Annotated in this window: 41 protein-coding genes; 3 read left to right on the forward strand and 38 right to left on the reverse strand. The window is 66.8% G+C overall.

Annotation, left to right across the window (positions count from 1 at the left end; all coding sequences use genetic code 11):
• Positions 1–2: 2 nt before the first annotated feature.
• From ACESWY_RS01285 to ACESWY_RS01470, 38 genes are all read right to left on the reverse strand, one after another.
• Positions 3–659, reverse strand: a complete 657-nt coding sequence (locus ACESWY_RS01285; protein ID WP_161160595.1) for a Gp15 family bacteriophage protein — start codon at positions 657–659, stop codon at positions 3–5.
• Positions 659–1162, reverse strand: a complete 504-nt coding sequence (locus ACESWY_RS01290; protein ID WP_158573936.1) for a hypothetical protein — start codon at positions 1160–1162, stop codon at positions 659–661. Before ACESWY_RS01290 ends, ACESWY_RS01285 begins: the two co-directional genes overlap by 1 nt.
• A gap of 108 nt (positions 1163–1270) precedes the next feature.
• Entirely contained in the window at positions 1271–1987 is a 717-nt protein-coding gene (locus ACESWY_RS01295) for a phage tail tube protein (RefSeq protein WP_117637882.1), read from the reverse strand.
• A 2-nt stretch (positions 1988–1989) separates the two neighbouring features.
• Complete coding sequence (locus tag ACESWY_RS01300) at positions 1990–2388, reverse strand: phage tail terminator protein (RefSeq protein WP_161160593.1); 399 nt, start codon at positions 2386–2388, stop codon at positions 1990–1992.
• Between the two features lies 1 nt (position 2389).
• Positions 2390–2740 carry a minor capsid protein gene (locus ACESWY_RS01305; protein ID WP_118349157.1) on the reverse strand — a complete coding sequence of 117 codons (351 nt, stop codon included), beginning with the start codon at positions 2738–2740 and terminating at the stop codon, positions 2390–2392.
• Between the two features lie 2 nt (positions 2741–2742).
• Positions 2743–3036, reverse strand: a complete 294-nt coding sequence (locus tag ACESWY_RS01310; protein ID WP_147336073.1) for a putative minor capsid protein — start codon at positions 3034–3036, stop codon at positions 2743–2745.
• 32 nt (positions 3037–3068) lie between these two features.
• Positions 3069–3428, reverse strand: coding sequence for a hypothetical protein (locus ACESWY_RS01315; protein ID WP_117637878.1), 360 nt, complete (start codon positions 3426–3428; stop codon positions 3069–3071).
• Positions 3418–3573, reverse strand: a complete 156-nt coding sequence (locus ACESWY_RS01320; protein WP_158559642.1) for a hypothetical protein — start codon at positions 3571–3573, stop codon at positions 3418–3420. The genes ACESWY_RS01315 and ACESWY_RS01320 overlap by 11 nt, the downstream gene beginning before the upstream one ends.
• A gap of 14 nt (positions 3574–3587) precedes the next feature.
• Positions 3588–4469, reverse strand: coding sequence for a hypothetical protein (locus ACESWY_RS01325; protein ID WP_373092455.1), 882 nt, complete (start codon positions 4467–4469; stop codon positions 3588–3590).
• Positions 4470–4472: 3 nt separating this feature from the next.
• Positions 4473–5030, reverse strand: coding sequence for a phage scaffolding protein (locus ACESWY_RS01330; RefSeq protein WP_373092457.1), 558 nt, complete (start codon positions 5028–5030; stop codon positions 4473–4475).
• Positions 5031–5232: 202 nt separating this feature from the next.
• On the reverse strand, positions 5233–5433 hold the full coding sequence (locus ACESWY_RS01335; RefSeq protein ID WP_349127273.1) for a hypothetical protein: 201 nt from the start codon (positions 5431–5433) through the stop codon (positions 5233–5235).
• On the reverse strand, positions 5430–7055 hold the full coding sequence (locus tag ACESWY_RS01340; protein WP_373092460.1) for a phage minor capsid protein: 1626 nt from the start codon (positions 7053–7055) through the stop codon (positions 5430–5432). Before ACESWY_RS01340 ends, ACESWY_RS01335 begins: the two co-directional genes overlap by 4 nt.
• Positions 7056–7105: 50 nt before the next feature.
• Positions 7106–8572 carry a phage portal protein gene (locus tag ACESWY_RS01345; protein WP_373092462.1) on the reverse strand — a complete coding sequence of 489 codons (1467 nt, stop codon included), beginning with the start codon at positions 8570–8572 and terminating at the stop codon, positions 7106–7108.
• A 47-nt stretch (positions 8573–8619) separates the two neighbouring features.
• Positions 8620–9903: a PBSX family phage terminase large subunit gene (locus ACESWY_RS01350; RefSeq protein ID WP_373092464.1), complete on the reverse strand. Its 1284-nt coding sequence runs from the start codon at positions 9901–9903 to the stop codon at positions 8620–8622.
• Positions 9887–10318 carry a hypothetical protein gene (locus ACESWY_RS01355; RefSeq protein ID WP_117765325.1) on the reverse strand — a complete coding sequence of 144 codons (432 nt, stop codon included), beginning with the start codon at positions 10316–10318 and terminating at the stop codon, positions 9887–9889. Before ACESWY_RS01355 ends, ACESWY_RS01350 begins: the two co-directional genes overlap by 17 nt.
• Before the next feature lie 112 nt (positions 10319–10430).
• Entirely contained in the window at positions 10431–10565 is a 135-nt protein-coding gene (locus tag ACESWY_RS01360; RefSeq protein ID WP_264297873.1) for a hypothetical protein, read from the reverse strand.
• Positions 10562–10783 carry a hypothetical protein gene (locus ACESWY_RS01365; protein ID WP_373092467.1) on the reverse strand — a complete coding sequence of 74 codons (222 nt, stop codon included), beginning with the start codon at positions 10781–10783 and terminating at the stop codon, positions 10562–10564. The genes ACESWY_RS01360 and ACESWY_RS01365 overlap by 4 nt, the downstream gene beginning before the upstream one ends.
• The gene (locus ACESWY_RS01370) at positions 10780–10965 is read right to left on the reverse strand and encodes a hypothetical protein (protein WP_373092469.1); all 186 of its coding nucleotides are present in this window, start codon (positions 10963–10965) and stop codon (positions 10780–10782) included. The genes ACESWY_RS01365 and ACESWY_RS01370 overlap by 4 nt, the downstream gene beginning before the upstream one ends.
• Before the next feature lie 2 nt (positions 10966–10967).
• Positions 10968–11474, reverse strand: coding sequence for a hypothetical protein (locus ACESWY_RS01375; protein ID WP_373092471.1), 507 nt, complete (start codon positions 11472–11474; stop codon positions 10968–10970).
• 2 nt (positions 11475–11476) lie between these two features.
• Positions 11477–11668, reverse strand: coding sequence for a hypothetical protein (locus tag ACESWY_RS01380; RefSeq protein WP_373092473.1), 192 nt, complete (start codon positions 11666–11668; stop codon positions 11477–11479).
• 2 nt (positions 11669–11670) lie between these two features.
• Positions 11671–11874 carry a DUF3110 domain-containing protein gene (locus ACESWY_RS01385; protein ID WP_373092475.1) on the reverse strand — a complete coding sequence of 68 codons (204 nt, stop codon included), beginning with the start codon at positions 11872–11874 and terminating at the stop codon, positions 11671–11673.
• A gap of 11 nt (positions 11875–11885) precedes the next feature.
• Entirely contained in the window at positions 11886–12134 is a 249-nt protein-coding gene (locus tag ACESWY_RS01390; RefSeq protein ID WP_373092477.1) for a hypothetical protein, read from the reverse strand.
• A complete protein-coding gene (locus tag ACESWY_RS01395; RefSeq protein WP_118349165.1) occupies positions 12131–12526 on the reverse strand; it encodes a hypothetical protein in 396 nt (131 codons plus the stop codon). The genes ACESWY_RS01390 and ACESWY_RS01395 overlap by 4 nt, the downstream gene beginning before the upstream one ends.
• On the reverse strand, positions 12513–13241 hold the full coding sequence (locus ACESWY_RS01400; RefSeq protein ID WP_373092479.1) for an ATP-binding protein: 729 nt from the start codon (positions 13239–13241) through the stop codon (positions 12513–12515). The genes ACESWY_RS01395 and ACESWY_RS01400 overlap by 14 nt, the downstream gene beginning before the upstream one ends.
• Positions 13225–13926, reverse strand: coding sequence for a conserved phage C-terminal domain-containing protein (locus ACESWY_RS01405; protein WP_117637862.1), 702 nt, complete (start codon positions 13924–13926; stop codon positions 13225–13227). The genes ACESWY_RS01400 and ACESWY_RS01405 overlap by 17 nt, the downstream gene beginning before the upstream one ends.
• A gap of 19 nt (positions 13927–13945) precedes the next feature.
• The gene (locus ACESWY_RS01410; protein ID WP_373092482.1) at positions 13946–14500 is read right to left on the reverse strand and encodes a single-stranded DNA-binding protein; all 555 of its coding nucleotides are present in this window, start codon (positions 14498–14500) and stop codon (positions 13946–13948) included.
• Positions 14497–14850 (reverse strand): hypothetical protein, encoded by a 354-nt coding sequence (locus tag ACESWY_RS01415; protein WP_117637860.1) that lies wholly within the window; start codon positions 14848–14850, stop codon positions 14497–14499. The genes ACESWY_RS01410 and ACESWY_RS01415 overlap by 4 nt, the downstream gene beginning before the upstream one ends.
• On the reverse strand, positions 14851–15423 hold the full coding sequence (locus tag ACESWY_RS01420) for an ERF family protein (RefSeq protein ID WP_373092484.1): 573 nt from the start codon (positions 15421–15423) through the stop codon (positions 14851–14853). It abuts the gene before it with no gap.
• Between the two features lies 1 nt (position 15424).
• Positions 15425–16435 (reverse strand): DUF1351 domain-containing protein, encoded by a 1011-nt coding sequence (locus tag ACESWY_RS01425; protein WP_373092486.1) that lies wholly within the window; start codon positions 16433–16435, stop codon positions 15425–15427.
• Positions 16436–17719 (reverse strand): ParB/RepB/Spo0J family partition protein, encoded by a 1284-nt coding sequence (locus ACESWY_RS01430; RefSeq protein ID WP_373092488.1) that lies wholly within the window; start codon positions 17717–17719, stop codon positions 16436–16438. It abuts the gene before it with no gap.
• On the reverse strand, positions 17707–18003 hold the full coding sequence (locus ACESWY_RS01435; RefSeq protein ID WP_373092490.1) for a hypothetical protein: 297 nt from the start codon (positions 18001–18003) through the stop codon (positions 17707–17709). Before ACESWY_RS01435 ends, ACESWY_RS01430 begins: the two co-directional genes overlap by 13 nt.
• A 42-nt stretch (positions 18004–18045) precedes the next feature.
• A complete protein-coding gene (locus ACESWY_RS01440; RefSeq protein ID WP_373092492.1) occupies positions 18046–18603 on the reverse strand; it encodes a hypothetical protein in 558 nt (185 codons plus the stop codon).
• A complete protein-coding gene (locus ACESWY_RS01445; RefSeq protein ID WP_158551309.1) occupies positions 18600–18965 on the reverse strand; it encodes a RusA family crossover junction endodeoxyribonuclease in 366 nt (121 codons plus the stop codon). The genes ACESWY_RS01440 and ACESWY_RS01445 overlap by 4 nt, the downstream gene beginning before the upstream one ends.
• Complete coding sequence (locus ACESWY_RS01450) at positions 18962–19360, reverse strand: hypothetical protein (RefSeq protein ID WP_158551308.1); 399 nt, start codon at positions 19358–19360, stop codon at positions 18962–18964. The genes ACESWY_RS01445 and ACESWY_RS01450 overlap by 4 nt, the downstream gene beginning before the upstream one ends.
• Positions 19348–19548, reverse strand: coding sequence for a hypothetical protein (locus tag ACESWY_RS01455; protein ID WP_117637854.1), 201 nt, complete (start codon positions 19546–19548; stop codon positions 19348–19350). Before ACESWY_RS01455 ends, ACESWY_RS01450 begins: the two co-directional genes overlap by 13 nt.
• A gap of 88 nt (positions 19549–19636) precedes the next feature.
• On the reverse strand, positions 19637–19837 hold the full coding sequence (locus ACESWY_RS01460) for a hypothetical protein (protein ID WP_117637853.1): 201 nt from the start codon (positions 19835–19837) through the stop codon (positions 19637–19639).
• Between the two features lie 49 nt (positions 19838–19886).
• Positions 19887–20225, reverse strand: coding sequence for a hypothetical protein (locus tag ACESWY_RS01465; RefSeq protein ID WP_373092496.1), 339 nt, complete (start codon positions 20223–20225; stop codon positions 19887–19889).
• A gap of 24 nt (positions 20226–20249) precedes the next feature.
• Entirely contained in the window at positions 20250–20444 is a 195-nt protein-coding gene (locus ACESWY_RS01470; protein ID WP_373092499.1) for a helix-turn-helix transcriptional regulator, read from the reverse strand.
• A gap of 114 nt (positions 20445–20558) precedes the next feature.
• On the opposite strand from ACESWY_RS01470, the gene ACESWY_RS01475 reads away from it, so the two are divergent.
• Genes ACESWY_RS01475 through ACESWY_RS01485 form a run of 3 tightly spaced genes read left to right on the forward strand, consistent with a single transcriptional unit; the run spans position 20559 to position 23409 of the window.
• Positions 20559–21203: a LexA family protein gene (locus ACESWY_RS01475; protein WP_373092501.1), complete on the forward strand. Its 645-nt coding sequence runs from the start codon at positions 20559–20561 to the stop codon at positions 21201–21203.
• A 2-nt stretch (positions 21204–21205) separates the two neighbouring features.
• The gene (locus ACESWY_RS01480; RefSeq protein ID WP_373092503.1) at positions 21206–21895 is read left to right on the forward strand and encodes a hypothetical protein; all 690 of its coding nucleotides are present in this window, start codon (positions 21206–21208) and stop codon (positions 21893–21895) included.
• Positions 21896–21897: 2 nt separating this feature from the next.
• Entirely contained in the window at positions 21898–23409 is a 1512-nt protein-coding gene (locus ACESWY_RS01485; protein WP_373092505.1) for a recombinase family protein, read from the forward strand.
• Positions 23410–23840: the final 431 nt, after the last annotated feature.

The raw sequence follows: 23840 nt of genomic DNA on the forward strand, positions 1-23840 counted from the left end.
GCTCACCTCGTCGCTCTCTTGAGCGCGGCGAACACATCGCGCATCGCCGCGTCGCTTCCTTCCTCAGAGCCGTGTGAGCTGCGGCCTTTGCCGAGTTCGAACGCCTTGTGGGCGGCGTTCCAGGCCTCGACCTCCTGCCTGTTGTATTTGGTTGGCTTCGGCTTGGTCGCCGGGTTGCGGTAGTGGATGGCCGCGCCGAGCGGCGTGTCCTGCGGGCAGCCGCCCACGAGTGCCACGAACTCGGCAAAGCTGATGCGACCGCGCACCTCGTCCCACTCGATGCCGTAGGCCTGGCGGAAGCTGGTGCGTATGCGCGCCGCGTCCTCCTCCAAGTCCCACAGCGGGGTCTCGTGCGGGCGGTCGCCGGTCAGGTCGAGCCCGCACATGTCCCATACCGCCGCGTCGCGCATCCGCACGAACTCGGCGGCGTCGTAGTCGCATGCGCACCACGCGTCCGCCCAGTCCACGAAGAACAGCGCCAGGAACTCGTCCCGGCGCTGGTCGTCGGACTTGCCCTCGTCGGTCAGCACCTCGATGACGCGGATGATCGTGAGCGCGTCGTCGCGCACCAGCACCTCCTCGCCGTTCCACGGGTAGCGCGTGGCGCTCGTGCCGTCGGGCAGCCGCACCCGCTCGGCCGTGAGCGCGGCTGGCAGCATTACTTGCCGCCCTTCTTCTTGCGCTTGGCCTTGGCGCGGCGCTGGGCGCGGTTGAGCGCCTGGACCTGATCGGCGCGCTCGCTGTATGCAAGGCCGCACGCCATCAGCTGCTCGCTGGTCGCGTGGCGCGCCAACATGTTGAGGAACGTGGCGAAGACCTCGCCCAGGATGCGGATGTTCTCCTCGGGCGCGATGGGGCCCTCGTCGCCGCCCATCCACGCGAGCAGCTGCTCCCAGCCCTCGGTGCCGATGAACGCCGAGATGGTGCGCTTCATGAGGCGGGCCTGCGCGGCGTTGGCCTCGGCCGCCTTCTCGGGGGTGTCGGCCTCGCGGGCCATCTGCTCGTTGGCCTGCGCGCGGTCGATGGCGTTGCCGACCTTGGCCAGGTACTCCTCGATGTGCTTGTCGTCGAACCACACGCGGAAGCGCGGCGTGTCGGGGTTCTCCTCGGGGTCCTCGAAGAACACGTCCTCGTACGCGCGGATGTTTTTCAGAAGTTCCATTTGTTGCCCCTTTCGTGAGCGGTGAGCGTCGGGCATAGAAAAGGGGCGCGGGCCGCTCACTAGCCCGCGCCCCCATGTCCAGGAGGTTATGTCTGGTGTCGCCTGCGGCTACTTCGCCGCCACGGTGACCTTCACCTGCGTGCAGATGCTCGGCTTGGACGCACAGCGCACGGTGATGACCGCCTCGCCTGCGGCCACGCCCGTCACGTTGCCGTCGCTGTCGACGGTGGCCACGTCGGTGTTGCCCGATGCGAAGAAGCACTTGGCGTTCGCCTCGGCGGGCGTGACGGTCGGCGCGAGCTTCATGGACTTGCCCACGGCCGGGCCGGTCGGCGCGGTGCAGGTGACGCCCGTGGGCTGCTTGAGCTTGTTGGCGGGGATGTAGCGCATAGCGCCAGCGCCCGAGATTGTGCAGGAGAACGCGCCGGGGTCGGACGCCGCGCCCTGCTGCGAGCCGACGGTCAGGCCCAGGTAGGTGCAGTCGCCCTCCACCACGTCGCCGTTGGGGTCGGTGTGGCGGAAGTGGCCCGTGCGGCCCTCGCCGGTCTCAAGCGCCAGGCTGGCAACGAAGTCCTGCGCGGGGTCGCCGTAGCAGCGGTCGCCTGTGACCTCGTACTGCGGCTGCACGCTCTTCACCTTGTCGGTGGGAGTGCCGTAGCCGTCGTAGTAGTCCTTGGTCTCGGTGGTCTCGTTGGTGGTCGGCTTCACCTCGGTGATGCCGCGCGAGAAGATGGCCCACGTGGGGCTGGCCGCGTCTGGCGTAGTGTCGATCTCCAGCGCGCTCATGTAGTTGGGCGCGAAGCCCAGGTCTTGGTTCTTTGCCATCGTTATCCCTTCTCTATGGTTATGGTCGCTTTGATTCGGAACTCCCACAGGTACGGCCCGCCCTCCGGCGGCGTTATCTCCTGCGGCTCTGTGTACAGCGCCGCGCTGGTGAAGCCGTAGGAGCCGGTGGGCGACGACAGGTCGGCCCCGTCCAACGCGTCGGCCAGGTCGTAGGCGTCGCCCATGGCCTTGGCCTCGGAGGTGTCCTTCACGATGACCTGCAGCACGTATCCGACACGGCGGGTGCCGTCCATGTGGCGCACCGCGTCGGCCGTGGGCATGGGCCTCAGCACCACCGCGTCGTCGTGGCCGCGCGATGCTGCCAGGCGGGTGAGGAGCACCGGGCCGTAGCCCAGGGCCTCTATGGCGGCCTTCGCCGCCTCCATCACGTCCGGGGCCATGTCACGCCCCCTCGGTCAGGAGGTCGACGGCCAGACGCTCCCAGTCCTCGCCGTGCGCTTCCTTCGCGGCCTTCGGCCAGTCGGCCTTGGCCCTCGGGTTCTTGCCGTGCTTGATGGAGCTGTCGGGCAGGTCGCGCACGTAGGCGGCGTAGTCGGCGTCCCATATGACGAGCCCCTGCCTGAAGTCGGAGGCGGCCTGCATGGAGTTGTGCATGCGCTTGGTGTCCTCTGGCGTGAACGCGTTCATGTCCTCGGCCACGCTCATGGCGAACTTCACCTGCTTGGCCTCCAGCTCCTTCGCGCTGAAACGCTTCATGAGCTTGGTCAGGTCGACCGTAACTGCTGCGGGCATGGCTACCTCACCTCCAGTTCCCAGTGGTGGGGACGGGTGCCGAACGCGCGGCGGGGCGTGCACCTCGCCACGTTCATCCACTCGCCCCCGTCGATGCTCACGCGGCTGCCCACGGGCACGTCGAACATGCCGGGGCTGTCCGCGCCGTCTGCTATCACGAGGCCCTGCGCGCCGTCGCCCAGGGCGTACTCGCGCACGAGCCACGCCGAGACGGGCTCGAAGCGCACGCGGCGCACCTCGACGGGCTGCTCGAACTCGCCGCCGTAGCCGCCCTCCCTGGGCACCTTGACGGACATGGTGGAGGGCCGCGCCGAGCGCGGCACCCGCATCATCTGGTACCCCCGATGCCCGCGTAGAGCAGCGGCGTTCCAAGCAGCTCGCGGCGGACGGCGGCCTCCATGTCGCTGCGGTAGGTGCTGGCCCCTTCGGTACCGGGGTTCCACGAGAACGAGCCGACGGTAAAGCCGCCGCCCTCCATGATGCCGCCCGAGCATCCGTACGCGGCGTCGACCTCGCAGGCCGCCATGACCGCGCGCGCCCACTCCTCGGAGCCATCCGGCTCGTTGGGGAAGATCAGGTCGCGCACGGCTGCCGTGGCGTGGGGGAGCGCCGCCTTGAACTCCTCGGCGGACAGCTCCCCGCGCCCGGCTGCCAGGTAGTCCTCGTGGGTCGGGGCTCTAGTTTCCATCGTCCTCGGCCGCCTCGGGCTTTTCCGCCTTGCCCTTGGCGGGCTGCTCGTCTGCGGCCTTCGCCTCGGGCTTTTCTGCCTTGCCCTTGGCGGGCTTGGCCTTCTTCGGGGCCTCCTTCTCGAAGGCCAGTCCAACTGTGCGCATGTCGCGCCTCCTTCCTACGCGGCCTTCATGCCTGCGGTGATGTAGTGCGCCAGGTTCTCGCGGACGCCGCACACGCCGTACTTGCGGTACTTGAACAGGTGGCCGAAGCCCTGCTGGTTGTCTTCGGCGTCGATGACCTTGCCGCGCGCGAAGTTCCAGCGCAGCACCACGGCGTCCTTGTGGACGATGAGGAAGTTCATGTCCACCGCGCCGGTGCCCTTCTTGTAGTGGCCGATCTCCTCGTCCTTGGTGGCGCCGTCCAAAAGGTCGATGGCGCTGTAGAAGCGGGACTGCGGCACCTTCACGATGGAGGAGAAGCCGTCCAGCGCCTCTCGGGACTTGGTGGTGTCCAGGTCCTTCACCATACCCAGCAGGGTTGGGGTGATGAACAGCACGCGGCCCTCTTCCGGCACCTCCTTCTCGTCCATGTCGCACATGGCGGCGTTCAGGCCCTTGAGCATGTCCGCGCCGTCGGCGTAGGTCTTCTGCTCCTTGGTGATGCCGGTGCCTGCGCACAGCGTGGAGAACACGAACGCGTCTCCCTCGGGCACCACCTTGGTGCGGTTGAAGTGCGCGGCGGCGTTGCCGAACGCCAGGTTGAAGGACTGGGCGTCCACTTTCTGGTCGATTTCCAGGATGGTGCCGCGGTCGTAGTTGGCGCTGATTGGCTTCCAAGTCAGGGACGCGCCGCTGTTCTGCGGCAGTCGCCCGTTGGCCTGCACGTCGCCCAGGCCGCCCATGGAGTAGACGGGGTAGTAGAACTCGCCCAGCTGCTCCATCTGCGCGATATTGCCCTGCGGCGCGGCGCTCTCAAGCACTGCGGTCAGGGATTCCTTGCGGTACGCCTCCATGAGCACGTTCTCGTAGCCCTTGGGCAGCTCGATGCTGTTTGGCATGATTTACTCCTTTGAAGATTCGTCGGTGAGTCCGAAAGCTGCGCGGAAGTCGGCCAGGCCGTCGGAGCCTGCGCCGCCCTTGGGGTCGCCGCCCGCGCTCTCGCGGGGCTGGTCGGTGAACATGTAGGCGTTATCCTTCTTCAGGGCCTCGAAGTCGATGCCCGTGAGGTTGCCCTGCTCGTCCAGCTTCGCGTCAGCGATGTTCGGGATGATCGCGCGCGCCGCCTTGGCGTTGCGCACCCCCATCTGCGCCAGCTTGGTGTCGATGGCGAAGTCGCGGCGCATGTCGGCCTCGCGCTTCTCGGCGTCGGCCTTGTACGCCTCGTTGTCGGCCTTGGCCTTGTCGAGCGCGGCCTGCAGCTCCTCGGCGTTGCCCGCCTTGGAGGTGAACTCCTCGATCTGCTTGTCGCGCTGCTCCAGCTCGGCCTTGAGGGCCTTCACCTGCTCCTGGTACTCGTCGGTCTCGCGCTTGTACTTCGCGTAGGACACGACCTCCTTCTGGGGCTCGGCCTGCTGGCCTTCGCCGCCCTCGTTTCCCTGGGGCTTGTTGTCTTCAGCCATCGCTTGCTCCTTCCGTGTTTGGTTGTCGCGCTTCCCTGCGCGCTTGGATGGCCCACCGTTGTCGCCGTGGTCGCGTGCGGGGCATGTTGTCGCCGCCCCATCGCGTGCCTGCATCTTCCCCGAGGTGTCGCCAGGCAAAAGAAAAGGCCGCCCGTGGTGGGCGGCCTTGATGCCGTGTCGCTGTTCGGTTGCCGTTGCTTCGCTACAGGGCGGCGATGCTCGCCACCTCGTCGATGGGTATCTCGGTGATGATGCCCGCGCCCTCTATGCCGATGGCATTGGGCTCGTCTAGCGATTCGGCGTCGCTTTGGTACCAGTCGTACCTGCCCCGGTACTCCTCGCCGTCGGTGCACGTCACCCGCACCTGCTTGCCGTAGTATTTCAGCGTTTCGCTCAGGTTCATTGCTGTGCCTCCTCTGGTTTGGTCGGGACTATGTGCACGTCGCCGTCGGCGTAGTGGATGGTGAAGCGCGTCGTCGGTATGTGCTCCCCATTATCGCCTATCACGTAGCCGATCACACGCCCGGCGTCGCATGTTTCGCGCCCGCTCCATTTGCCGCTTCTGGTGGTCTGCGCCGTGCCCGTGCCCGCATGCTTCGCTATGAGGTCGCGCACCTCCTCAAGCGTCACCGTGATGCCGCTCGGCTCCTTGTACGCGCCGCCCTTGCGCTTCAGGTTCGCAACGTACTGCTCGTGCTGGCGGCTGCCCGCGATGTGCTTGGCCTGCTTGTCTGCGTGCACCTCCATGGCTGCGGCGTTCGCCACGCGCCGGTCGCGTTCCTTCTCGGCCTTGGCGCGCTTGATGGCATTGTCCAGCGCCGCGCGGCGCTCTGCTGCGGTTTTCAGCTCGAAGCCATCGCCGCTGGCCTTGACCAGTTCGCCCACGCGCTTCTGGCTCACGCCTGCCTCGGCTATGAGCGCCTTGGTGTTCGGGTGCGCCATGTAGGCCGTGCGGCTCACCTTCTGGCGGGTGAGGGCGTACACCTTGCTGCCCGTCTCGTAGGGGTTCTCGCGCCCGTGCTCTGCGTTCAGGTGCGGGTACTTCGTCACGAGGTCGCGGCGCTTCTGCTGGAGTCTGCTCAGCTTCATGCGCTCCTTGGTGTTGTCGATGCCAGCCGCTTCGAGCGCGGCGGCCTCGCGCCTCGTGGTGCGCACCTCGCGCTCGATGGCGCGCTGCTGTTGGCTGGCCTGGTATCGCTTCTCGCGCTTCTCGTCGCCTCCGTCGGGGTCGCGCTCGTAGCGCAGCGGCTGGCCCTCCACGTAGATGCCGAAGTCATGCTTGCAGTTCGCGCCGCACAGGCCATCGACAGAGCCGTAGCCCGTCTCGCGGTAGAACGGCGGGTACTTCTTGGACTTGCCCGACAGGCTGAACACGCGGCCCTGCCACTTGGCGTGGCTCTCGCGCGCCCCGCCGTGCGAGGAGGTCTGCACGAGGTCGTGCCCGGTCTCCTCAAGCAGCTCCAGCGTGTTGCGGCTGCCCGCCTGCACCGCTTGGGTGCGGATGTGGCGGCGCATGGCCACGTCGGCCTGCGCCCACGCCCCGCTCTTGTAGTCCACGACGGACACGCCGCGCCGCGCCAGCTTCAGCACGGCCTCGCGGGTGGCCTGCTCGTAGCCCGCCATGCCCGAGTTCACCCGAGCCACGGCCTGCGCCACGACTTCGAGGTAGGCGCGCTGCACGTTGGCGGGCATCTTCAGGTTGTCGCGGCTCACGACGTCCTGCACTCCCGCCGCCGTGGCCCGCGCGGAGTTGTGCAGCCTCCACTGCATCGTCTTGGACAGCGCGCCCATGGCCGTGCCCAGCGTGGCCAGGTCGGCCTCGGCGCTCTTGGCCACGGCCTCGGCCGCAGCCTTGGCAGCCTCGCGCGCGGCTCTGCGGCCCTCCTCGTTCATGGCCTTCTGCACGTCCTTGGCGGCAAGCGCCGCCTTGCGGGCGGCCTGCGAGTAGGCGCTGTCGCCCTCGAAGTCGATGGAGCCTATGAGCGCGGCGTAGATGCACACCAGGCGCAGGGCGTATTCGTCCATGGCCCCCTGCGCTGCGTCGGTGAAGTGCTCTATGTAGTCCGGCCCCAGCATCAGGCGAGCCCGTCGCCCAGCATATCGAACGCGCCGCCCTGCTGCTCGGGCACGTTGGCCTTGGCCTCGTTGCTGGTCTCGCCGTAGAAGCGGCGGCGGTACTCCCACGGGGCCATGATGCCCGCGCCGACCTCGCTCATGGCCATCTCGCGCGCGCTCTGCGTGTCGCTGATGATGGAGTCGTCGAAGTCCACGGTGACGTCGCCGTAGGGCACGGCCTCGCCCTTGATGCTGCGGCACGCGTCGGCCATGCCGTTCACGAGGCGCACGATGGACTTGCGCAGGGCGTTCTCGTGCCGGTGGATGGATCGCATCAGCTGCGAGTTGTCGGCCGCCACCTCCTTGGCGGTCTTCAGGCCCGTGTGCGACTCCCAGGAGAAGTAGCCGTTGCCGAAGCCGCACGCCACCGACAGCAGGCGCAGGCCCGTGTTGATGGCGCTGGCGTTCTCGTCGGCCTTGAGGTCGCTCTGAACGGTCTGAATCTTGGCCGACCCCTCGTCGCCGGGGTTCATGCTGAAGATGGTGTCGTCGGCCTCGCCGAAGGCGTAGTAGGTCTTCGTGAGGCTGCCGTCCGGCCCCTTGTCGGTCTTGGACTCTATGAGGGTCTTGTCCACGAACGTGCGCGGGCGGCCTACGCGAATGTGGTCGAGCAGGGAGGTGGCGGCCTCGTCGACCACCTTCATGGCCCCCACGGCGTTGCAGTACACGCTCGCGCCCATCGCGCAGTAGTCGTAGAAGCGGTTCGACACGGCGGGGCGCACCAGCGCGAAAAGTGGGCGGGTGCAGCGCGTGTCCATGTCGGCGCTGATGCCCTCGACCGTCACCTGCTTGTGCGTGCGGGTGTCGAACAGCTGCGTGAGGATGTGATAGGTGCCGCCCTTGAGCACGTGGGCCTGGCACTGGTCGTAGTCGCGCCCGGCGACCTCCACGCGGCCCACGAACGCGCACTGCGTGCAGTCGTCGGCGCTCCACGTGAGCGGGACTATCTGCGTGGCGTCGTAGCGCACGATGCGCAGCTCGGCGTCGGGCGTGTAGGCGCTGTCGGTCACCCCTCGCGGCTCGATGACCCACGCGCCGGTCCCCATGGCGAACGCACGTGCTATGAAGTCGGCGTTGTCCATGGCGAACGAGGAGGGCGCGCCGCTGTCCTCCGTGGGCTGCTGCGCCGGCGCGTTGCCCTCCGTCGCCTCCTGGCCGTCCCCGCCCGTTGTCGTGGGGTTGGCGAAGTATCGCGCCATCCACGCGCGGCGCTCGTCGCTCGTGCTGGAGATGATCGTGCTCTCGTTCATGAGCAGACTGGCCCACTCGTCGGCCACGAGCGCCGCCGGGTGCAGGCTGGCGCGCTCGCGCTTGTACACGCGGAAGCCGCGCCGCTCGCTGTAGTGGTACCAGCCGTTGTTCGCCGCGAACCAGCCGAACCAGACGCCCACCATGCCCTGCATGCGGGTGTCCGGCTGGTATCCCATGCGGCGCAGCCACGCCTCGGCGTAGCCCGTGTTGCCTCGCTTCTCCATCAGAGGTTGCTCCTTATCCACAGTCCTGCGGCGTAGCCCGCCGCGTCTATCGCGTCGTCGTTCACCTTCGGCAGTGTCTCGGTTATGTCGCCCTGCCCGTTCGACACGTACTCGAACTCGGGGAACTCCTTGGCGGCGAGCGGACAGCGGTCGGGGTCGATGACTATGCGCGTAAGGTTCTGCATCCACCTGATGCGGTTCTTGGGCGCGTTCAGGCCCTGCTTGAGCGATTTCTGCGCGCCGATGCCCTGCTCCTGGTAGTAGAGGATCATGCCGCGCGCCGCGCTGTCGCACCACACGTCGGCGGCGGGGTCCTCGGCCGCCTGCAGCTTGGCCGCCACCACCTCGGCGGTCTTGACGTCGATTGCCTCGGTGCCCTGGCGGCTCTCCTCGTCCAGCAGGTACAGCACGCGCTCGTTCTCGTCGTAACCCGCCTCTATGAACACCCACGGGTGGACGCTGCCCGCGTCCACGCCGAACGAGCGCAGCGAGATGGACGCGCGCTCCTCGTCCGTTATGGGGCGTATGTCCAGCAGCTTGTCGGGGAACACCTCGGAGCCCGTGCCGATGACCTCGCCGAGCCATTGCCAGCGGTAGGACTCGGGCGTCTTGCGGCGGCTGCGCTCGGCCTCCGCCAGCGCGGCGGCGCTTATCCACTCGGGGTGCTCGTCTATGACGTCCAGGTACGTGGTGTGGCATATGAAGCGCCCGTCCTCGCCCGGGTGGGCCTCCAGGTCGCGCGCCTCCTTGTTCACCCAGTTGCGAGCCGAGCGGGGAGGGTTGTAGCTGTAGAACACCCAGAACATGTCGCCGCCGCGCAGGAACGTGGCCAGCACGCTGCGCACCTCGTCCATGCCGTCGAACTCGTCTACCTCCTCGAACCACACCACGGCGCAGTAGCCGGTGCGGAACTTCGCGGACTTCAGCTTCTTCGGCTTGTCGCATCCCACAAAGCGTATGACCTGCCCGGTGGGGCGGTACGTCACTTCCATGGGGGACAGGCCGAAGTCGAACAGGTGCGCCACGCCCAGCACGTCGCACGCCCAGCCTATCTGCTCGTACACGGACGTGCGCAGCGTGTTGCCGACCTTGCGCAGCACGACGGCGTTGGCCTCCGGGTTGAGCATGATCAGCAGCACGATGGCGATGGATATGAACGACGACTTGGTGGAGTTGCGCCCGCCCTTGAACCAGTAGTGCGTGAACTCGTGCGCCTTGATGGAGCGCCACACGGCAGCGAACACGGAGGCCACGACGTCCGAGAGCCTAACCGAGGTCGTCAACGATGGTCACCCCCGCCTCCGCCATGGCGGCCTTCGCGCCGTCCACGCCGAACATGTCGTTGAGCAGCTTCACGCTCTCGGTTATGGCCAGGCGCGCGTCGCCGTTGATGCTGCCCTCGGCCGCCTGGCGGCGGAAGATGGGCAGCGCGCCGTCCAGCACCTCGAACAGCGGCGCGGCGGCGTCCTGCAGCTCCCAGCGGCAGTCCTTGGCGGCCGCGTCTCGGATTTCCTGGATTCTGTGCGCGATTCGTGGGTCTCGCATCAGCTTGGAGGCGGCGCAGCTTATCGAGTTGTAGTTCATGCGCTTGCAGTCGTAGGCCGCGCGGTACGCGTCCTGCTGCTTGGCGCGGGGCTTGGCCATCTCGCGGGCGAATGCCTCCTGCTTCGCCGTGAGCGGCTTGTCCTTCTTTGGCACCTGCGGCCTCCTTCCCTTATCTCTCGGCCTATATGGTCGCAAGCGTGTCGCCGGGCACGGAAAAGGCCGCCCCGAAGGACGGCCCTCTGCCTGTTTCCGTATTCGGTTGCCCCTATCCGCACGCCGCCACGGCCATGGCCATGAGCCCGAGCGCCAGCGCCCTTATGGCGTAGATGGCCGCCGCGTCTATGGCGATTGCCGCCGCTATGAACAGCAGGCACCCCCAGTTGCATCCCGGGCGGTTCATCGCTCCTCCCACTCGACGGTGCCGTCGTCGTACTCGGCCTTGAGCCATTCCAGGTAGTCGGCCTCCTCGCAGAAGCTGGCCAGCAGCCGCTTGCTGGTAGTGCAGCTGCTCATGCGGCTCGTCTTATACACGGCGATGAAGAAGGGCCACGAGTGGAACTCCGTCTCCGTGTGGATGGCCCGCTCGGGCGTGCCGAAAAGGTGCTCCCAGTTCGTCATCGCGCCCCCTCCTTCGCGCTCTGCCCGACCTTGCGGTAGGTGAAGTCCTCGAACAGGTGGCCGCACCAGCGGCAGCGGTCGCCGCCCTTGGGCAGGTGGTGCCAGATCTCGCGCATGCCGCACTTCGGGCAGCGTACCTCGATACTGGGTCGGCGCTTCGGCTTCTCGGTCTGCTGTTCCATGGCTACTCCACCGCCATCCGCATGGCCGGCTTCATGGCCTCGCGCAGGCTCTTGGCCAGCTCCTCGGCCGTTACCTCGGCCTTCACCTCCACGTTCACGCCGGGCATCGCGAAGCCGCGCACCTCGTCGTCCTTCAGGCACGGCATGGCGGCCTCCTGGGCCGCGCCCTTGAGCGTCGGCGCCGCCGTCTCCTTCGGCACGCAGCGCCCCAGCCACAGCTCGCACTCGTCCAGCTTCGTGAGCGCCAGGGCGCGCTCGCGGCTCACCTCGTAGGCCGTCTCGATGCCCTTGCGCAGGTTCTGCACGGCCGTCTCTTCGGTCATCGCGGCGTCCAGCTTCTCGCGCAACCGGGCGTTCTCGAACCTCAGGTTGCGAACCTCACGGCGAATGTCGTTCGCGTAGCTCTGCTGCTCGCCCCAGCAGTCCTCGCACAGCGGCGCGTCTACGCCCATGTTGTCCTGCCCCAGGGCGTCGATATCGCGCCCGCAGGCCTCGCAGATGATGCCCATGGCTACTCCCTTCCTTCCGGCTTCGCCGCGCCTGCGAGGAACCACGCCCGCAGGCTCTCGGCGCACTCCGGGCACAGGGCCCTTGCCTTGCCGTCGATTCGCGCGCTGTTCCTCAGCACCATCCTGGCGCAACCCTTCAGGGTCACCGGCACCTCCTTGCCGCAGCGTTCGCATGCGCACATGTACACCTTCATGGCTACTCGCCTCCCTTCGGCAGAGCGTCGGCGATTCGGTCCCAGTCGGTGGCCGACTTCTCGCTGGGGTACTCGTAGGCCCCCACGCACGGCACCGGCAGCACCGCAATGCCGTCGTGCTCGCCTGCGTACTCGTCTGCGTCCGATCTGCTCTCGAACGCCAGCACCACGTCGCTCTCCGTGGCCACCGCGTAGATCTTCTTCATCGTTTCGTCTCCTATTCGAACTCGAAGCACTCGCATGCCTCGCTTGTCTCGTCTACCGCCTCCACGTCGGGGCCGCCGCCGGTCATGGCGTCGCAGGTGCACACTGCCTCGCCGCCAGCGCCCTGCACGTGCCCGCAGAATCGGCACTCGCGGCACGTGCGGCCCTCCCACGGGTCGGGCCGGTTCCACGGTGCCCTGGGGTCGGACTCGAAGCACCCGGGCGGGAGGTTCCACCCACTTGAAGGCTCGTACCCGCTCACATGCACCGCCTGCCCCTCGGCAGCCGCCCCCAGCCGTCCATGGCCAGGGCGTCCGCGTACTTGGTCGGTTCCGGCAGCAGCAGGTACTCCCAGTGCCCCGAGCCCGGCGGGGCGGGGCGGTTGAACCTCTGCTCGGCCCTGACCCAGCGGAAGTGCAGCCGGTTGGCGTGCGCCAGCCCGTGGCAGCCGCTGCCGTTGCCGCTGCCGCACAGCATCACCGTGGGCTTGGGAACCTCGCGCCCGTCGCGGAACAGCTTGCCCGCCCCGCGCCTCACGATGTGGTGGCGGTTGAGCGGCCACGGCGCGCCGCACACGGCGCACCTGGGCGTCTCGATGCTCGGCCCCTCCATGAGGGGGCGCAGGATCTCGGGCAGCGTGTCAACGTTTGCCATTCGATAGCCTCCTGTCCTTGCCTTGCAGCTCGTACTTGTCGCACATCTCCGACAGGCGGCTCACGATGGCCACCGCCGTCTCCTCGTCGCCGTTCTTGGCCAGGCGGCGTATGAGGTCGCCCTTGCCGTACTGCGTGGTCACGATGACCGGCCTCATGTTCTCGTACCTGTCGTTCACGACGCGGAACACCTGCCCCAGCGTCCAGTCGGTGGGGGACTCCTTGCCCAGGTCGTCCAGCACCAGGCACCCCACGCGGGAGAGCTTGGACAGCACGCCGTCCTCGGTGCCGTCGCCGCCGTAGGTGCCCTTGATGGCGGCCAGCACGCCCAACATGTCGGTCACCCTCACGCTGGTGCCGCCGTCCACCAGGAGCCGCGCCACGGCGCTCGCCAGGTGGGTCTTGCCGGTTCCCACGGGGCCGCAGATGTACGCCCCGCGCCCTTGCTCAACCTTCGCGGCAATGCCCTCGGCCATGGGGGAGGCGGCTGTCATGAAGCGGGGCTTGATTCCGGCCCGCTCGTAGGCCCGGCGGCGTTTGGCTGCGGCCTCCTCGGCCTTGGCCCTGGCCTCAAGGCGCGAACGCTCGTCGCGCTCCGCCACGGCACCCGGGCAGCCGCACGGCTTCCAGCCGCAGAAGGTGCGGCGGCCAGCCAGCACCACGTAGCGGACCTCCAGCTGCGCCCCGCAGTGGGGGCACTCAGTCGTACTCGGCATAGCCGTCGGCCTCCTTCCGGGTCCTCGGGCCGCGGTTCACGTAGTCCTCGAACTTCGGCGAGAACAGCGTGGAGGGCCGCAGGTACTTGGCCATCTTCGGGTCGCCCGCCCACTCGGCTGCCATCGTGTCGATGACGGCCAGGAAGTCGGGGAGGCGGTAGCCCTCGGCCCAGCGGGCGTGTATCAGCCTGCGGGTCTTGGCGCTGCTTGAGCGGTAGCGGGTGCCGGCTGCCTCGTTGAGCGCATGCACGATTTCGTCAAAGGGGATTAAGGGGTTATCTATATACTCAACCTCAACCTCAACCTCTGCATTGCCGCAACTCGATGCGCCTGCATGTGCATCCGCATCTGCTTGCGCATGTGCTACTGCATCTGTATCCGCATATGCTCCCGCATGTGCTTGCGCATCGGCTTGCGCCCGTGCCGCCGCATCGTCCACCGCGTCTTCCTTCCCCGGCCTGTTGCCCCAGCGGGCGTTGGCCGCCTTCCTTGCGCGCTCGCTCTTCTCGTCGCCCATGTCGAGCCTGCCCTTGAGCACCAGGAAGGTAGGCAGCCACGCGGGGCTGCCCTGCGGCTCCTTGCCCGTGAACCGGTACTCGACGATGGCGTAGATGAATGGCGCGCGCTGCTTCTCGGGCATGGCCTGCGCGGCCGCCCAGAAGTCGTCGTGTATAACCATGCCCATAGTGTCGCCGTCGCCTTCCCTAAAACGGGATATCCTCGTCGTACAGATCGGGCATGGCCTGCTGCTGCGGCGCGGGCTGCTGCGGCGCGTACGCCTGCTGAGTGGCCGGCTGCGGCGCGTAGGCGGGCTGCTGCGGCGCAGGTGCCGGGGCGGGGCGTCCCTGGCCGTACGTGCGGGCCTGCGGCGCTTGCGGGGCCGCCTGGGGCGCGTACTGCTGCGGCGCGTAGCCCTGCTGATGTTGCTGGCCGCTCATGAACTCCAGCTCGTCCACCACGACCTCCAGCGCGCTGCGCTTCTGGCCGGTCTGCTGGTCGTTCCAGCTGCGGTAGCGCAGCTTGCCCTCGATGGCCACCTTGCTGCCTTTGGCGAGGTACTGCGCCAGCTTCTCGCCGCGGGTGCCGAACAGCGTGCAGTCCACGAAGTTCGGGTAGTCCTCCCACTGCCCGGTCTGCTGGTTCTTGCGGCGGTCGTTGACGGCCACGCCCATGGACAGCACGGACATGCCGCCAGACGTGGAGCGCAGCACGGGGTCGCGGGTCAGGTTGCCGGATATGCACACGCGGTTGATGCTCATAGATACCCTCCTTGGGTTACGTCCCCGCTGTTCCAGATGCGGGTGATCTGCGCGTCTACCATGCGGATACGCAGCTTGATTACGTTGATGGCCTCCTGCGAGGCCTTGTAGATGGCCTCGGAGCAGTCGCGGCGGCGCTTGGCCTCCGCTATCTGCTCCTGGCCCCGGCACACGTCGCCGATGATGGTGACGGGCGTGCCCTTCTGGCGCTCGTTCAGGATGGCGATGCGCAGGGCCTTGCGGTACTCGGCCTCGTTCTCGGCGTACTGGCAGCCCGACTCCTTGCAGGTCTTCAGCTCGGCCTCCAGCCTGTCGGTCAGCTCGTCCAGCTCCTCGGTGAGCGCCTGCATCTACTCCACCTGCCAATCGGGGCGCGGGCAGCACGGGCTGTTGGCCACGAACTCCATGTACTGCGGCATGCTGGCGAACTGGTAGCGCGCCCCGCAGCTGCGGCAGTGGGCCGTGAAGGGGCCGTCTGCGGGCGGCTGCTTCTCCTCGGGCGCGGGCTGCTCCTCCATGGCGTCGGGATCGCTCTGCCCGTCGATGGCGAACGCGCCGCACAGCGCGTACTTGCGGGCGTAGCTCGACGCCATGCCGGTCACCTGGGCGTCGTCCGAGCCCTTCTTGTGCTCGTCCTCGCGGGCGTAGGCGCTCACCTGCAGCAGGCCATCGCCGCCCTCGGCGGGGAACACGCACGCCGTGGACTTCACGTAGTAGCGGTCGCCTATCTGCACCAGCTCGTCGGTCATGAAGAACGCCAGGCCCTCCTTGGCGCACGGCTCCTTCAGCGCGGCCACTATGTCCTCGTAGCTGCGGTAGCTGAACTTGCCGAAAGCGTTGTACTTGGCCTTGGGCACCACCACGGCGCGCTGCACGCGGGCAACGGCCGCCATGAGGTCGATGGACTGCTGTTCCTGGGTCATGCTAGTAGCCTCCGTTCATTCGCTCGTAAACCTGGCCCACCGTGCCGTGCATGATGGTGCCCACGACGCCCTGCGCCTTGAGGGCCGCCGCGACGCCCTGCATCTGCTCGCGCGTGGCGCACGGCACCACGACCGTCCACGGGTCGCCCGCCATGGCCACGGGTGCCGGTGCGGGCGGCGCTGGCGGCACCGGGGCGGGCATGGGCGCGGGCTGCGGCTCGGGCATCTGCTCAAGCGGCTGCGGGAACTCTGCGGGCTGGCATTCCGCGGGCTCGGGCACCGCTTCGGGTTCGGGTTCGGGCTCTTCCACGGGTTCCGGCTCCATGGCCGCCTTCAGCTCGGCGATGCGCCGGCGCTCCTCCTCGGCCTTGTGCGCCGCCGTTATGGCCGCGCCCAGGTCCAGGGTGGCGAACAGCTCGCGCTCGGCCTCGTCGTAGAACGGCTCGCCCTGGAACTGCGCCTTGAGGGTTTCCCAGTCCTGGGCCAGGCGCTCTACCTTGGCCTCCAGGGCCTTGAATGCCTTCACCTCGCCGAAGGTCTTGTTGGTCCACTGCTTCTCGTGGAAACGCTCATAGGGCACGACGGGGGCCAGCAGCCCGGCGAACTCCTCGTAGTGCTCCCGCAGCTTGGCGTACGCGCGCAGCTGGCGCTCCTCCTCGGCCTCGTCCAGCTGCGCCTTGATGCCGCCGGCTGCCTGCTTCGCGATGCCCGCCACGGCCTTGCACCTGTCCTCGAATGCGGCCAGGGGCTTCGTGTACTCGCGGCTCACGGCCTTGCGGCGCTCGTCTATCTCCTTGGCGATGCCGTTGAGGTAGGCGCGGTCGCGCTTGGCGGCCTTCACGTTCTCGTCCTTGCCCATGTCGTAGGTCGCGCCCTCGTAGTCGGCCACCAGCCTGCGCACGTGCGCCTCCAGGGCGTCGAAGTTGGCCTCGATCACGGCGGGGGAGTACGCCACGGTCAGCTCTGACGCCTCCTCGGGCTCGATGATCTCGGCCTCAACTGCTTCGCTCATTTACTCCTCGCTTCCCAGGCGCGCCATGCACGCCTCGTAGGTTTCCGTCTCGGCCGCGTTCGGCTCGTAGCCGTCGGCCTTCATGGCCTCGTAGATGATGGTCACGTTCTCGACCGTCGCTCGGTTGAGGTACACGGAGCTGCCGCCTTCCATGAGGCTCCAGGCCGTCCAGCCGCTCATGTTCCACGCTGCCCGCCAGCCCATGGCCGCGGCCAGCTCGGTGGGCGTGCGGTCGATGGGTCGGCCCAGCAGCTCCTCGAACGATTCCACGGCCTCGGCCTCCATGGCGAACGCGGTCAGCGCCAGAGCCGTGCGGCGCATCGACTTGAGGTCGCCCGCGTGGGCGGCAAGCCACTCGCGGCGGGCCTTCGCGCCGTCCTCGTAGGCGGCCTGGAAGTCGGCCTTGCGCTGGGCTGCGGCCTGTGCGGCCTCGTCGGCCCCCTCGGCCACCGGCGCCAGCAGGGTCACGCCGAACGACGTCTCCTCGGCCAGAAGCCCCGCGCCCGCGTTGTCGGCCACGTAGGCGTCCAGCGCCGCCAGGTCGGGGCGGTAGTCGGAAAACGTGCGGCACGCGGCGAAGCCCTCGGGGCATTCGTCGACGAACTCGACGCCCGCGTCGGCAAGCACCGCCACCACCTCGGCGCGGTTGCGCCTCTGCTCGGCCCTGGACTTCAGGCTCGCGTACACGCGCTGCCATTCGGACTGCTTGCAGTCGCGCAGCTCGGCCACAGCCTCGTCATCGCCCTCGAACTCGGCTATGGCGGCCAGGCGGTCGAGCGTCATGTCGTAGGCGGCGTCCTGCACCCTGCGGGCGGCGCGGCGCGCCTTGGCCACGGTGCCCGCGTCGGTGCGGGCGGCCACGGCCACCTCCTCGTCGGGAATGTCGAGCGCCAGCATGGTCTGCACGCCGCGCGACTTCTCCTCGGCGGTCAGCCCCAGCTTGGCGTCGGTCTCCACCATGGCCTTGGCGGCCTCCACGCGCGCCAGCTCGGCGTCGTCCAGGTCATCGTAGACCTCGGCGAGGAAACGCTCGGTGCCGATGGCCATCATGGCGCGCACGCGGCATTCGCCGTCGATGATCCAGTAGATGCCGCCCTCTTTGTACAGGATGGGCTTCATGACGGGCTGGCCGGGGTTGAGGCGGTTGGCCTTGAACTGCGCGGCCAGGCCCGCGATGTGCTCGGCGCTCTCCTTGGTGGTGAAGTCGCGCGGGTTCATCGGCTCGCCGTCGGCGCGCTCGTAGGGGTACACGTCGCAGATGGCGACCTCCTCTAGCGATTGCATGCGCGCCCCTCCTCGTCAACGACCACGCGGCACTCCATGCCGACCAGGCGGGCGCGGCACGCCACGCGGGCGACCTCGCCCATGAGCGCGATGCGCTTGGTGGGCACGGGGCCGTTCTTGATTTGCGCGGCCATGCAGGCGGCCCCCATGTTGAACGCCTGGCGCATGGCGGCGTCGAAGCCGCCGTCGCCCGGCTCGGGCATGGGGACGGCGCGCCCGATGCGCCTCATGATGCCGTCCACGGTCTTTCCCGCCACGGCCTTGCCGATGATTTCTGTGAGCATTTGCGTCTCCTAACTGGGAAAACTAAAAGTGATAAAAACTTTTCAAGATTTCGGAACTTTTTTCTCTATGCGCTCCTTGCGCTTCTGCGCCGCCTTGACCCTGCGGTACAGGTAGCGGCACAGCCACCGCTCCATGGCCTCGTCGTGCCCCTCGGCCGCCTTGTCGGCGGCGTAGCGGCTCATGCCCGAGGTGTCCGGGGCCTGCGGCATGGGGTCGGCGCGGCTCTCGCGGCCGCACTCGGTGCGCTCGTAGATGCGGCGCTCCTCAAGGGTCAGCTGGGGCAGCAGCTCGGCTATGCGGGCCTCTATGGCCTCAAGCTGCTGCTGGCGGCGGCACGGCTCGCAGATGCCGTCCTTGCCCAGGGTGGCCCTGCGGCACCCGCACGACGGACACAGCTCTAGGCGGTGGCGGTAGCAGCGCAGGGACACGTGGCCGCCGCTCGCGTTGATCACGCGCCGCGCGTTGTCCAGCTGGTTCTTGGACAGCCGCAGCTCGCGGCGTATCTCGCGGGCGGGAACCTTGCCCGCCAGCTCGGCTATGCGGTCGAGGTCGGCCTTGCGCCACGCCCTGTGGGCCTTGCCCTTGTCGCGGCGGGTCACTCGTCGCTCACCTCCACGACCACGCGGGGGCGCGCCCTGTCGGTGAGCACCCTGTCGGGGCACTGCTCCACGTACTTGCGGGAGTCGTCCTTGATTACGCCCGCCGCCACCAGGCCGTCGAGCACGAACTTGCGCGCGAAGCCCACGTTGTCGGCGTCGCGGCGCATGTCGGGCTCGTAGAACGTGGTGCGCACGGTCACCCGGCGCTCGAAGCGCGGCGCGCGCTGCTGCATGGCCGCCGCCCTCACGCGCGCCGTCTCGCGCTTCTTCATGGCCGCCGCCTTGTAGCGGTTGGCGCGCTCGGCGCTGATGTAGTCGTTCAGGCTCGGCATTCGGCCCTCGACCGTGACGGTGCACCTCATTGAGCGCCCCTGTCGTAGATGCCCTGCGCCTCGGTTAGCGTTGAGGCGGCGAAAACGGCTGGGCCCACGATGGCCTCCCACGTGCCCACCAGGTCCACGGAGTCCACCGGCGTGCGGCGGAAGCTCACGGCGGCCAGCATGGAGGGGCGCTGCAGCACCATGTAGCGGGACAGCACGCTCCACAGGTTGTGGTCGCGCTTGAACTCGCTGGCCTCGCTCACGGTCATGCCGTTCTGGCACGCCAGGGTGTACACGTTGTCGCGCTGGATGACGTGGCCCTCCAGCATCAGGCGGTAGCAGATGCGGCGCAGCTTCGCCCATGTATCGGGGTTCGAGGCAACCCAGCCGCACGCCTTGGCCACGAGGGCCTGGGCCTTGGCGTCTACCTCGGCCATACTGTTGCCTCCAGCGCCCATGTGGCGGCGATGCACGCGCAGACGAACAGGGCGGCGAAAACGGCCTGCAGCCTCTCGCGGCGCTGCTCGGGTGTTACACTGGTCTCGGTTCGGAAGTGAACCGTTGCGGTGCGCGTCTTTCGCTTGCCGGCTGCGACGCGCACCCTCTTTCCCTTGATCTTTTCCATTCCTGGAACTTCCTCTCGTTCTCTGGGTCCTTGTAGAACTCGCGCATCATGGCGGCGCACTCGTCGCACATGGCGCGCTGTATCGGGGTCATTCGCCCGCGACGCCCGGCAGAAGCAGCGGGGCGTCCTCGTAGGCGACCTCACCGGTGTCCCTATCCACGAACATCACCTCCTGGTCGTCGTACACGTGGATGTTGAGCATCTGCCCCGTGAACTCCACCAGCTTGGGGATGAAGTCACGGAACTTCGGGTCCAGCTCAAACTGCAGCACGCACTTGCCGCTCTTCACGTTGAGGGCGGTGAACCCCCCCCCGTACGGTCACCTCGTTCAGCATGGCCTACTCCTTCTCGTCGTACGCGGTGTCGCGCACGATGGTCTTGAAGTCGGTGCTCCAGCCCTTGCCGTTCACGCTGAACTGCACGGAGCTGTAGACGTTGAACTGCATGCCGCCGAGCTCGAACCAGGTCGTGCTCGCCTCCAGAAGCTCGATGCCGCTCGTCTGGAAGCCCCACATGGCCGTGATGCGGCGCTTGAGGCTGCAGTGCGTCTCCTCCATGCAGCCGTTCTCGGCCAGCTCGAAGTCGACGGCCACGCGCTTGCGGTTGTCGATGATGCAGTCGAGCGTTTTGCCGACGATACCGGCTACGAACTCGGGCTGGTGGCTTGCGTTGGTCATGATGCTTCTCCTTACGCTATAGGTTTAACTATCGTTGCTGCCGAAAAAAATATCGGCTACACGTACGCCGAAAAGCTTCGCCAATCTTTTGGCGTCCTCGATAGTCACGCTATCGGGATTGCTCTCCATCTTTGCGTACGTGGGCCGTGAGATGCCGAGAAGGCCAGCAACGGCTTCCTGTGAGTACCGTGCCTTCTTGCGCGCATCAACCAATTCCATCGAATCACCTCCTCGTTTGGTATGCCTAAGACTATAGCCAAACATATAGTGACTGTAAAGAAGATTTGTCATATTCTGTAAAAAGATTTTAACGGTGCAGCGGGAGGAGGACACGTGAGCATAGCCGAGAACATCCGAAGGATTAGAACGCAGCACGACATGACGCAGGAGGAGTTCGGCAAGGTTGCTGCCGTCTCCGCTATGGCTGTATCTCAGTGGGAAAACGGGCGAGCAGTGCCTCGTATGGGAGCTGTTCAGCGTATTGCTGATTATTTCAATATCAGTAAAGGCGAGGTTATTGACGAGGAAGCCGGTGGCGCAGTTTTGCCCTCCGGCGCCATCCCCGTAGTGGCCAGCAGCGCGACCGTGCCCCTGCTCACGCTCGGGCGCGTGCATGCCGGATTGCTCGCCGACGAGGAGGAGGTTGCCCACCGCGTGGAGGTGCCCGCTTCGGTGTGTGCTGGGCACCCGCGCGCGTTCGCCCTTGAGGTCGAGGGCGACTGCATGAACCGAGTCATACCCGAGGGCAGCCACGTGCTGGTCGACCCCGACCGCCAGCCCTCCAACGGCTCCATAGCCGTGGTGGAGACGGAGGACTACCGCGCGGTCATGCGCCGCTGGTACAAGGGCAGCACCAAGCTGATGCTGTCGGCCGATAGTTTCGAGGACTACGAGGACATGATTTTCGGCATGGACGACGGCCCCGTGCGCGTGATCGGCACGGTGGTGTGGTTCCAAGCCTCCAACGAGATGGAGTAGCCATGGGCCTGTTTGGTTTTATGAAGCAAAAGGGGAGGAGGACGGCCGAGCCGGTTTCCTATGTTCCCGAATGTCTGGAACTCCCGAAGTCGAACTACGACGAACTATTTGACGAGTTTCAGCCGGAATGGGCTGACCAGTTTCCCGACTTCCCCTATGAGTTCAAAGGAAGACCAGCGATCAGGACGACTTTAACCGAGCGTATGCGCGATATGTTCAGCATTGCTCCGCAAGACGTTCCGAGAGTTGAGGCTCTTGTTCGTCAGGCCAACAGCTTGCTTGCTGATGCTCACTCCCTTGCTACTTTTCCAGAGTTTTCCGTTCCTATGCCTGATTTATCGGATTCCTATAAATGCTTGTTGCGTTTTCCGCTTTGCGCTATTCGGTGCATCCCGTTTACGGAAAAAACCGGTCGGGTGTCGAAGTTTCCGTTCCGGTTTGAATACGATTCCGGGATGATGCGCAAACCCAGGGCGCCGAGAGCTCATATCAGGATGACCGCTAGCTTGATGCCGAACGGGAATCCGGGAAGGATTGAAAGCGAGTACGCTCTCTTCGAGAGTGGTGCCGCGTTCGGCCACTATTGGATAGTGACCTCCAGAATCGTTAACGGAGAACTTGTCGTCTCCCGAATCAGCGAAACGAGTCCGACAGGCGATACTCCGCCAACTCTTTACACATTAGGCAGGTAGCCATGGGCGGACGTGCGGCGATATACGCCCGCTTCTCCAGCCACAACCAGCGCGGCGAGTCCATAGAGATACAGGTGGAGAAGTCCCGCGCCTACTGCGCGGAGAACGACCTGCGCGTGGTGGCCACGTACTGCGACTTCGCGCAGACGGGCACCAACACCGACCGCGCCGAGTTCCAGCGCATGATGGCCGACGCCAAGCGAGGGCTGTTCGATTTCGTGGTCATATATAAAGTCACTCGAATCATGCGCAACCGCGACGAGATGGCCATGGCGCGCATCATGCTGCGCCGCTGCCGCGTCGAGATACTGTACGCGGGCGAGGACATTTCGGACGGCTCGGCGGGCGTGCTGCAGCTGGGCATGCTGGAGGTGCTGGCGGAGTACGAGAGCGCGCTCGACGGCGAGCGCATACGCGACGGCATACAGAAGAACGCCGAGCGGTGCATGGCCAACGGCTGCGTGCGCTACGGCTGGGACATAGTGGACGGGCGCTACGTGGTCAACGAGGAGGAGGCCGCCGCCATCCGCCTGGGCGTGCGCATGGTCTTGTCGGGCAAGTCGGTGGCCGACGTGGTGCGCGCCTGGGAGCCGTACCGCACCAAGCGCGGCGGCAAGTGGCGCTTCCAGACGGTGCGCCGCATACTGATGCGGCGGGAGAACGGCGGGGAGTACCGCTACGCGGGCGTGGTCGTGCCCGGCGGCATGCCCGCCATCGTTCCCATGGATGACGAGGAGAGGGTGATACGGATGCTTGAGGACTCGCACAGGCCCCGCGCCAAGACCGAGGCGTGGGACTTCCCGCTCACGGGCAAGCTCTACGACGGGCGCGACGGCGGGCTGATGACCGGCACCAGCGGCACGGGCAAGTCGGGCAGGCCCTATCACTACTACCGCTGCCGCAGCTGCGGGCGCACCGTGCGCCGCGATGCCGTGGAGAAGCGCGTGGCCGACGCCGTGCGCGAGGCCCTGGGCAGCGCCGACAGCCGCGAGCGCATCGCTCGCATGCTGGCCGACGCCGAGGAGGAGCGCGCCGACGAGAAGCCCTTGAGCGAGACCATAAAGGGCGAGCTGGCCAAGATCGAGACGACGTTCTCCAACATATGGGCGGCCATCGAGTCGGGCATCGCGCCGCCGGGCGGCAAGGAGCGCATAGACGCGCTGAAGCAGCGGCAGGCGCTCCTCAAGGACGAGCTGCGCACGGCCGAGGCCCTTGAGGCCGCCCGCCTTGACTACGACCGCGCGCTGTTCTGGCTTGAGGGCATGGCCGCCGCCGAGGTGGACGACGCGCAGCTCCTGCGCACGTTCGTGGCGCGCGTGGTGCTGGGCGGCCCCGACGATGACGACGGCCTACGTGTGGCGTTCACGTTTGACGATTCTGCCGGCTTGGGCGATAATCCGTCGCTGCCTGGCGCTATAGGTCCAGGTGGCGAGGTGTTCGACCGAATGAACGCCAGCTCCACCATAAGCAACAGACAGGTAGATATTCATATCTACCTGTCTTTTTATTTCTAGTCCGTACCGCGGAGAATCGAACTCTGTGCAGGGCGCGAGCGTAAAGAAAACGCGTAAGCGTTTTTAGCCCGCGGGCGAGGACGCCGGTAGGCGGCCGAAGCCGGTGCGTATTTGCGAAGTAAATACGCGGATTCTCCGCGCAATGCCTCAGCCCAAAACAGATGCGATGTCGATCGGATGACAGCCGACAATGCCCCCGCGCCAACGTCATCTCTACCCGCGGAGAATCGAACTCTATGCAGGGCGCGAGCGTAAAGAAAACGCCTTGGCAACGCAGACCGGGACGCGCTTTCCCAATGGCGGCCCAGGCGGAAAGCGTGTCCCGGAATCCGCGCTCAGACTGGGACGTAGTTTCCGGATGGCGCCTCAAGCGGAAACTGCGACCCGGAATCCCGCCGTAGAGTGGGACATGCTTTCCCAATGGCAGCTCA

It is taken from the genome of Collinsella aerofaciens ATCC 25986, from assembly GCF_964237925.1.
In the GTDB taxonomy this organism is placed as follows: domain Bacteria; phylum Actinomycetota; class Coriobacteriia; order Coriobacteriales; family Coriobacteriaceae; genus Collinsella; species Collinsella aerofaciens_BJ.

Bases quoted from the DNA above. Each gene is read 5' to 3' on its own strand.
- ACESWY_RS01285 (WP_161160595.1), bottom strand. From the start codon at position 659: ATGCTGCCAGCCGCGCTCACGGCCGAGCGGGTGCGGCTGCCCGACGGC.
- ACESWY_RS01290 (WP_158573936.1), bottom strand. From the start codon at position 1,162: ATGGAACTTCTGAAAAACATCCGCGCGTACGAGGACGTGTTCTTCGAG.
- ACESWY_RS01295 (WP_117637882.1), bottom strand. From the start codon at position 1,987: ATGGCAAAGAACCAAGACCTGGGCTTCGCGCCCAACTACATGAGCGCG.
- ACESWY_RS01300 (WP_161160593.1), bottom strand. From the start codon at position 2,388: ATGGCCCCGGACGTGATGGAGGCGGCGAAGGCCGCCATAGAGGCCCTG.
- ACESWY_RS01305 (WP_118349157.1), bottom strand. From the start codon at position 2,740: ATGCCCGCAGCAGTTACGGTCGACCTGACCAAGCTCATGAAGCGTTTC.
- ACESWY_RS01310 (WP_147336073.1), bottom strand. From the start codon at position 3,036: ATGTCCGTCAAGGTGCCCAGGGAGGGCGGCTACGGCGGCGAGTTCGAG.
- ACESWY_RS01315 (WP_117637878.1), bottom strand. From the start codon at position 3,428: ATGGAAACTAGAGCCCCGACCCACGAGGACTACCTGGCAGCCGGGCGC.
- ACESWY_RS01320 (WP_158559642.1), bottom strand. From the start codon at position 3,573: ATGCGCACAGTTGGACTGGCCTTCGAGAAGGAGGCCCCGAAGAAGGCC.
- ACESWY_RS01325 (WP_373092455.1), bottom strand. From the start codon at position 4,469: ATGCCAAACAGCATCGAGCTGCCCAAGGGCTACGAGAACGTGCTCATG.
- ACESWY_RS01330 (WP_373092457.1), bottom strand. From the start codon at position 5,030: ATGGCTGAAGACAACAAGCCCCAGGGAAACGAGGGCGGCGAAGGCCAG.
- ACESWY_RS01335 (WP_349127273.1), bottom strand. From the start codon at position 5,433: ATGAACCTGAGCGAAACGCTGAAATACTACGGCAAGCAGGTGCGGGTG.
- ACESWY_RS01340 (WP_373092460.1), bottom strand. From the start codon at position 7,055: ATGGACGAATACGCCCTGCGCCTGGTGTGCATCTACGCCGCGCTCATA.
- ACESWY_RS01345 (WP_373092462.1), bottom strand. From the start codon at position 8,572: ATGGGATACCAGCCGGACACCCGCATGCAGGGCATGGTGGGCGTCTGG.
- ACESWY_RS01360 (WP_264297873.1), bottom strand. From the start codon at position 10,565: ATGAACCGCCCGGGATGCAACTGGGGGTGCCTGCTGTTCATAGCGGCG.
- ACESWY_RS01365 (WP_373092467.1), bottom strand. From the start codon at position 10,783: ATGACGAACTGGGAGCACCTTTTCGGCACGCCCGAGCGGGCCATCCAC.
- ACESWY_RS01370 (WP_373092469.1), bottom strand. From the start codon at position 10,965: ATGGAACAGCAGACCGAGAAGCCGAAGCGCCGACCCAGTATCGAGGTA.
- ACESWY_RS01375 (WP_373092471.1), bottom strand. From the start codon at position 11,474: ATGGGCATCATCTGCGAGGCCTGCGGGCGCGATATCGACGCCCTGGGG.
- ACESWY_RS01380 (WP_373092473.1), bottom strand. From the start codon at position 11,668: ATGAAGGTGTACATGTGCGCATGCGAACGCTGCGGCAAGGAGGTGCCG.
- ACESWY_RS01385 (WP_373092475.1), bottom strand. From the start codon at position 11,874: ATGAAGAAGATCTACGCGGTGGCCACGGAGAGCGACGTGGTGCTGGCG.
- ACESWY_RS01395 (WP_118349165.1), bottom strand. From the start codon at position 12,526: ATGGCAAACGTTGACACGCTGCCCGAGATCCTGCGCCCCCTCATGGAG.
- ACESWY_RS01400 (WP_373092479.1), bottom strand. From the start codon at position 13,241: ATGCCGAGTACGACTGAGTGCCCCCACTGCGGGGCGCAGCTGGAGGTC.
- ACESWY_RS01405 (WP_117637862.1), bottom strand. From the start codon at position 13,926: ATGGGCATGGTTATACACGACGACTTCTGGGCGGCCGCGCAGGCCATG.
- ACESWY_RS01410 (WP_373092482.1), bottom strand. From the start codon at position 14,500: ATGAGCATCAACCGCGTGTGCATATCCGGCAACCTGACCCGCGACCCC.
- ACESWY_RS01415 (WP_117637860.1), bottom strand. From the start codon at position 14,850: ATGCAGGCGCTCACCGAGGAGCTGGACGAGCTGACCGACAGGCTGGAG.
- ACESWY_RS01420 (WP_373092484.1), bottom strand. From the start codon at position 15,423: ATGACCCAGGAACAGCAGTCCATCGACCTCATGGCGGCCGTTGCCCGC.
- ACESWY_RS01425 (WP_373092486.1), bottom strand. From the start codon at position 16,435: ATGAGCGAAGCAGTTGAGGCCGAGATCATCGAGCCCGAGGAGGCGTCA.
- ACESWY_RS01430 (WP_373092488.1), bottom strand. From the start codon at position 17,719: ATGCAATCGCTAGAGGAGGTCGCCATCTGCGACGTGTACCCCTACGAG.
- ACESWY_RS01435 (WP_373092490.1), bottom strand. From the start codon at position 18,003: ATGCTCACAGAAATCATCGGCAAGGCCGTGGCGGGAAAGACCGTGGAC.
- ACESWY_RS01445 (WP_158551309.1), bottom strand. From the start codon at position 18,965: ATGAGGTGCACCGTCACGGTCGAGGGCCGAATGCCGAGCCTGAACGAC.
- ACESWY_RS01450 (WP_158551308.1), bottom strand. From the start codon at position 19,360: ATGGCCGAGGTAGACGCCAAGGCCCAGGCCCTCGTGGCCAAGGCGTGC.
- ACESWY_RS01455 (WP_117637854.1), bottom strand. From the start codon at position 19,548: ATGGAAAAGATCAAGGGAAAGAGGGTGCGCGTCGCAGCCGGCAAGCGA.
- ACESWY_RS01465 (WP_373092496.1), bottom strand. From the start codon at position 20,225: ATGACCAACGCAAGCCACCAGCCCGAGTTCGTAGCCGGTATCGTCGGC.
- ACESWY_RS01470 (WP_373092499.1), bottom strand. From the start codon at position 20,444: ATGGAATTGGTTGATGCGCGCAAGAAGGCACGGTACTCACAGGAAGCC.
- ACESWY_RS01480 (WP_373092503.1), top strand. From the start codon at position 21,206: ATGGGCCTGTTTGGTTTTATGAAGCAAAAGGGGAGGAGGACGGCCGAG.
- ACESWY_RS01485 (WP_373092505.1), top strand. From the start codon at position 21,898: ATGGGCGGACGTGCGGCGATATACGCCCGCTTCTCCAGCCACAACCAG.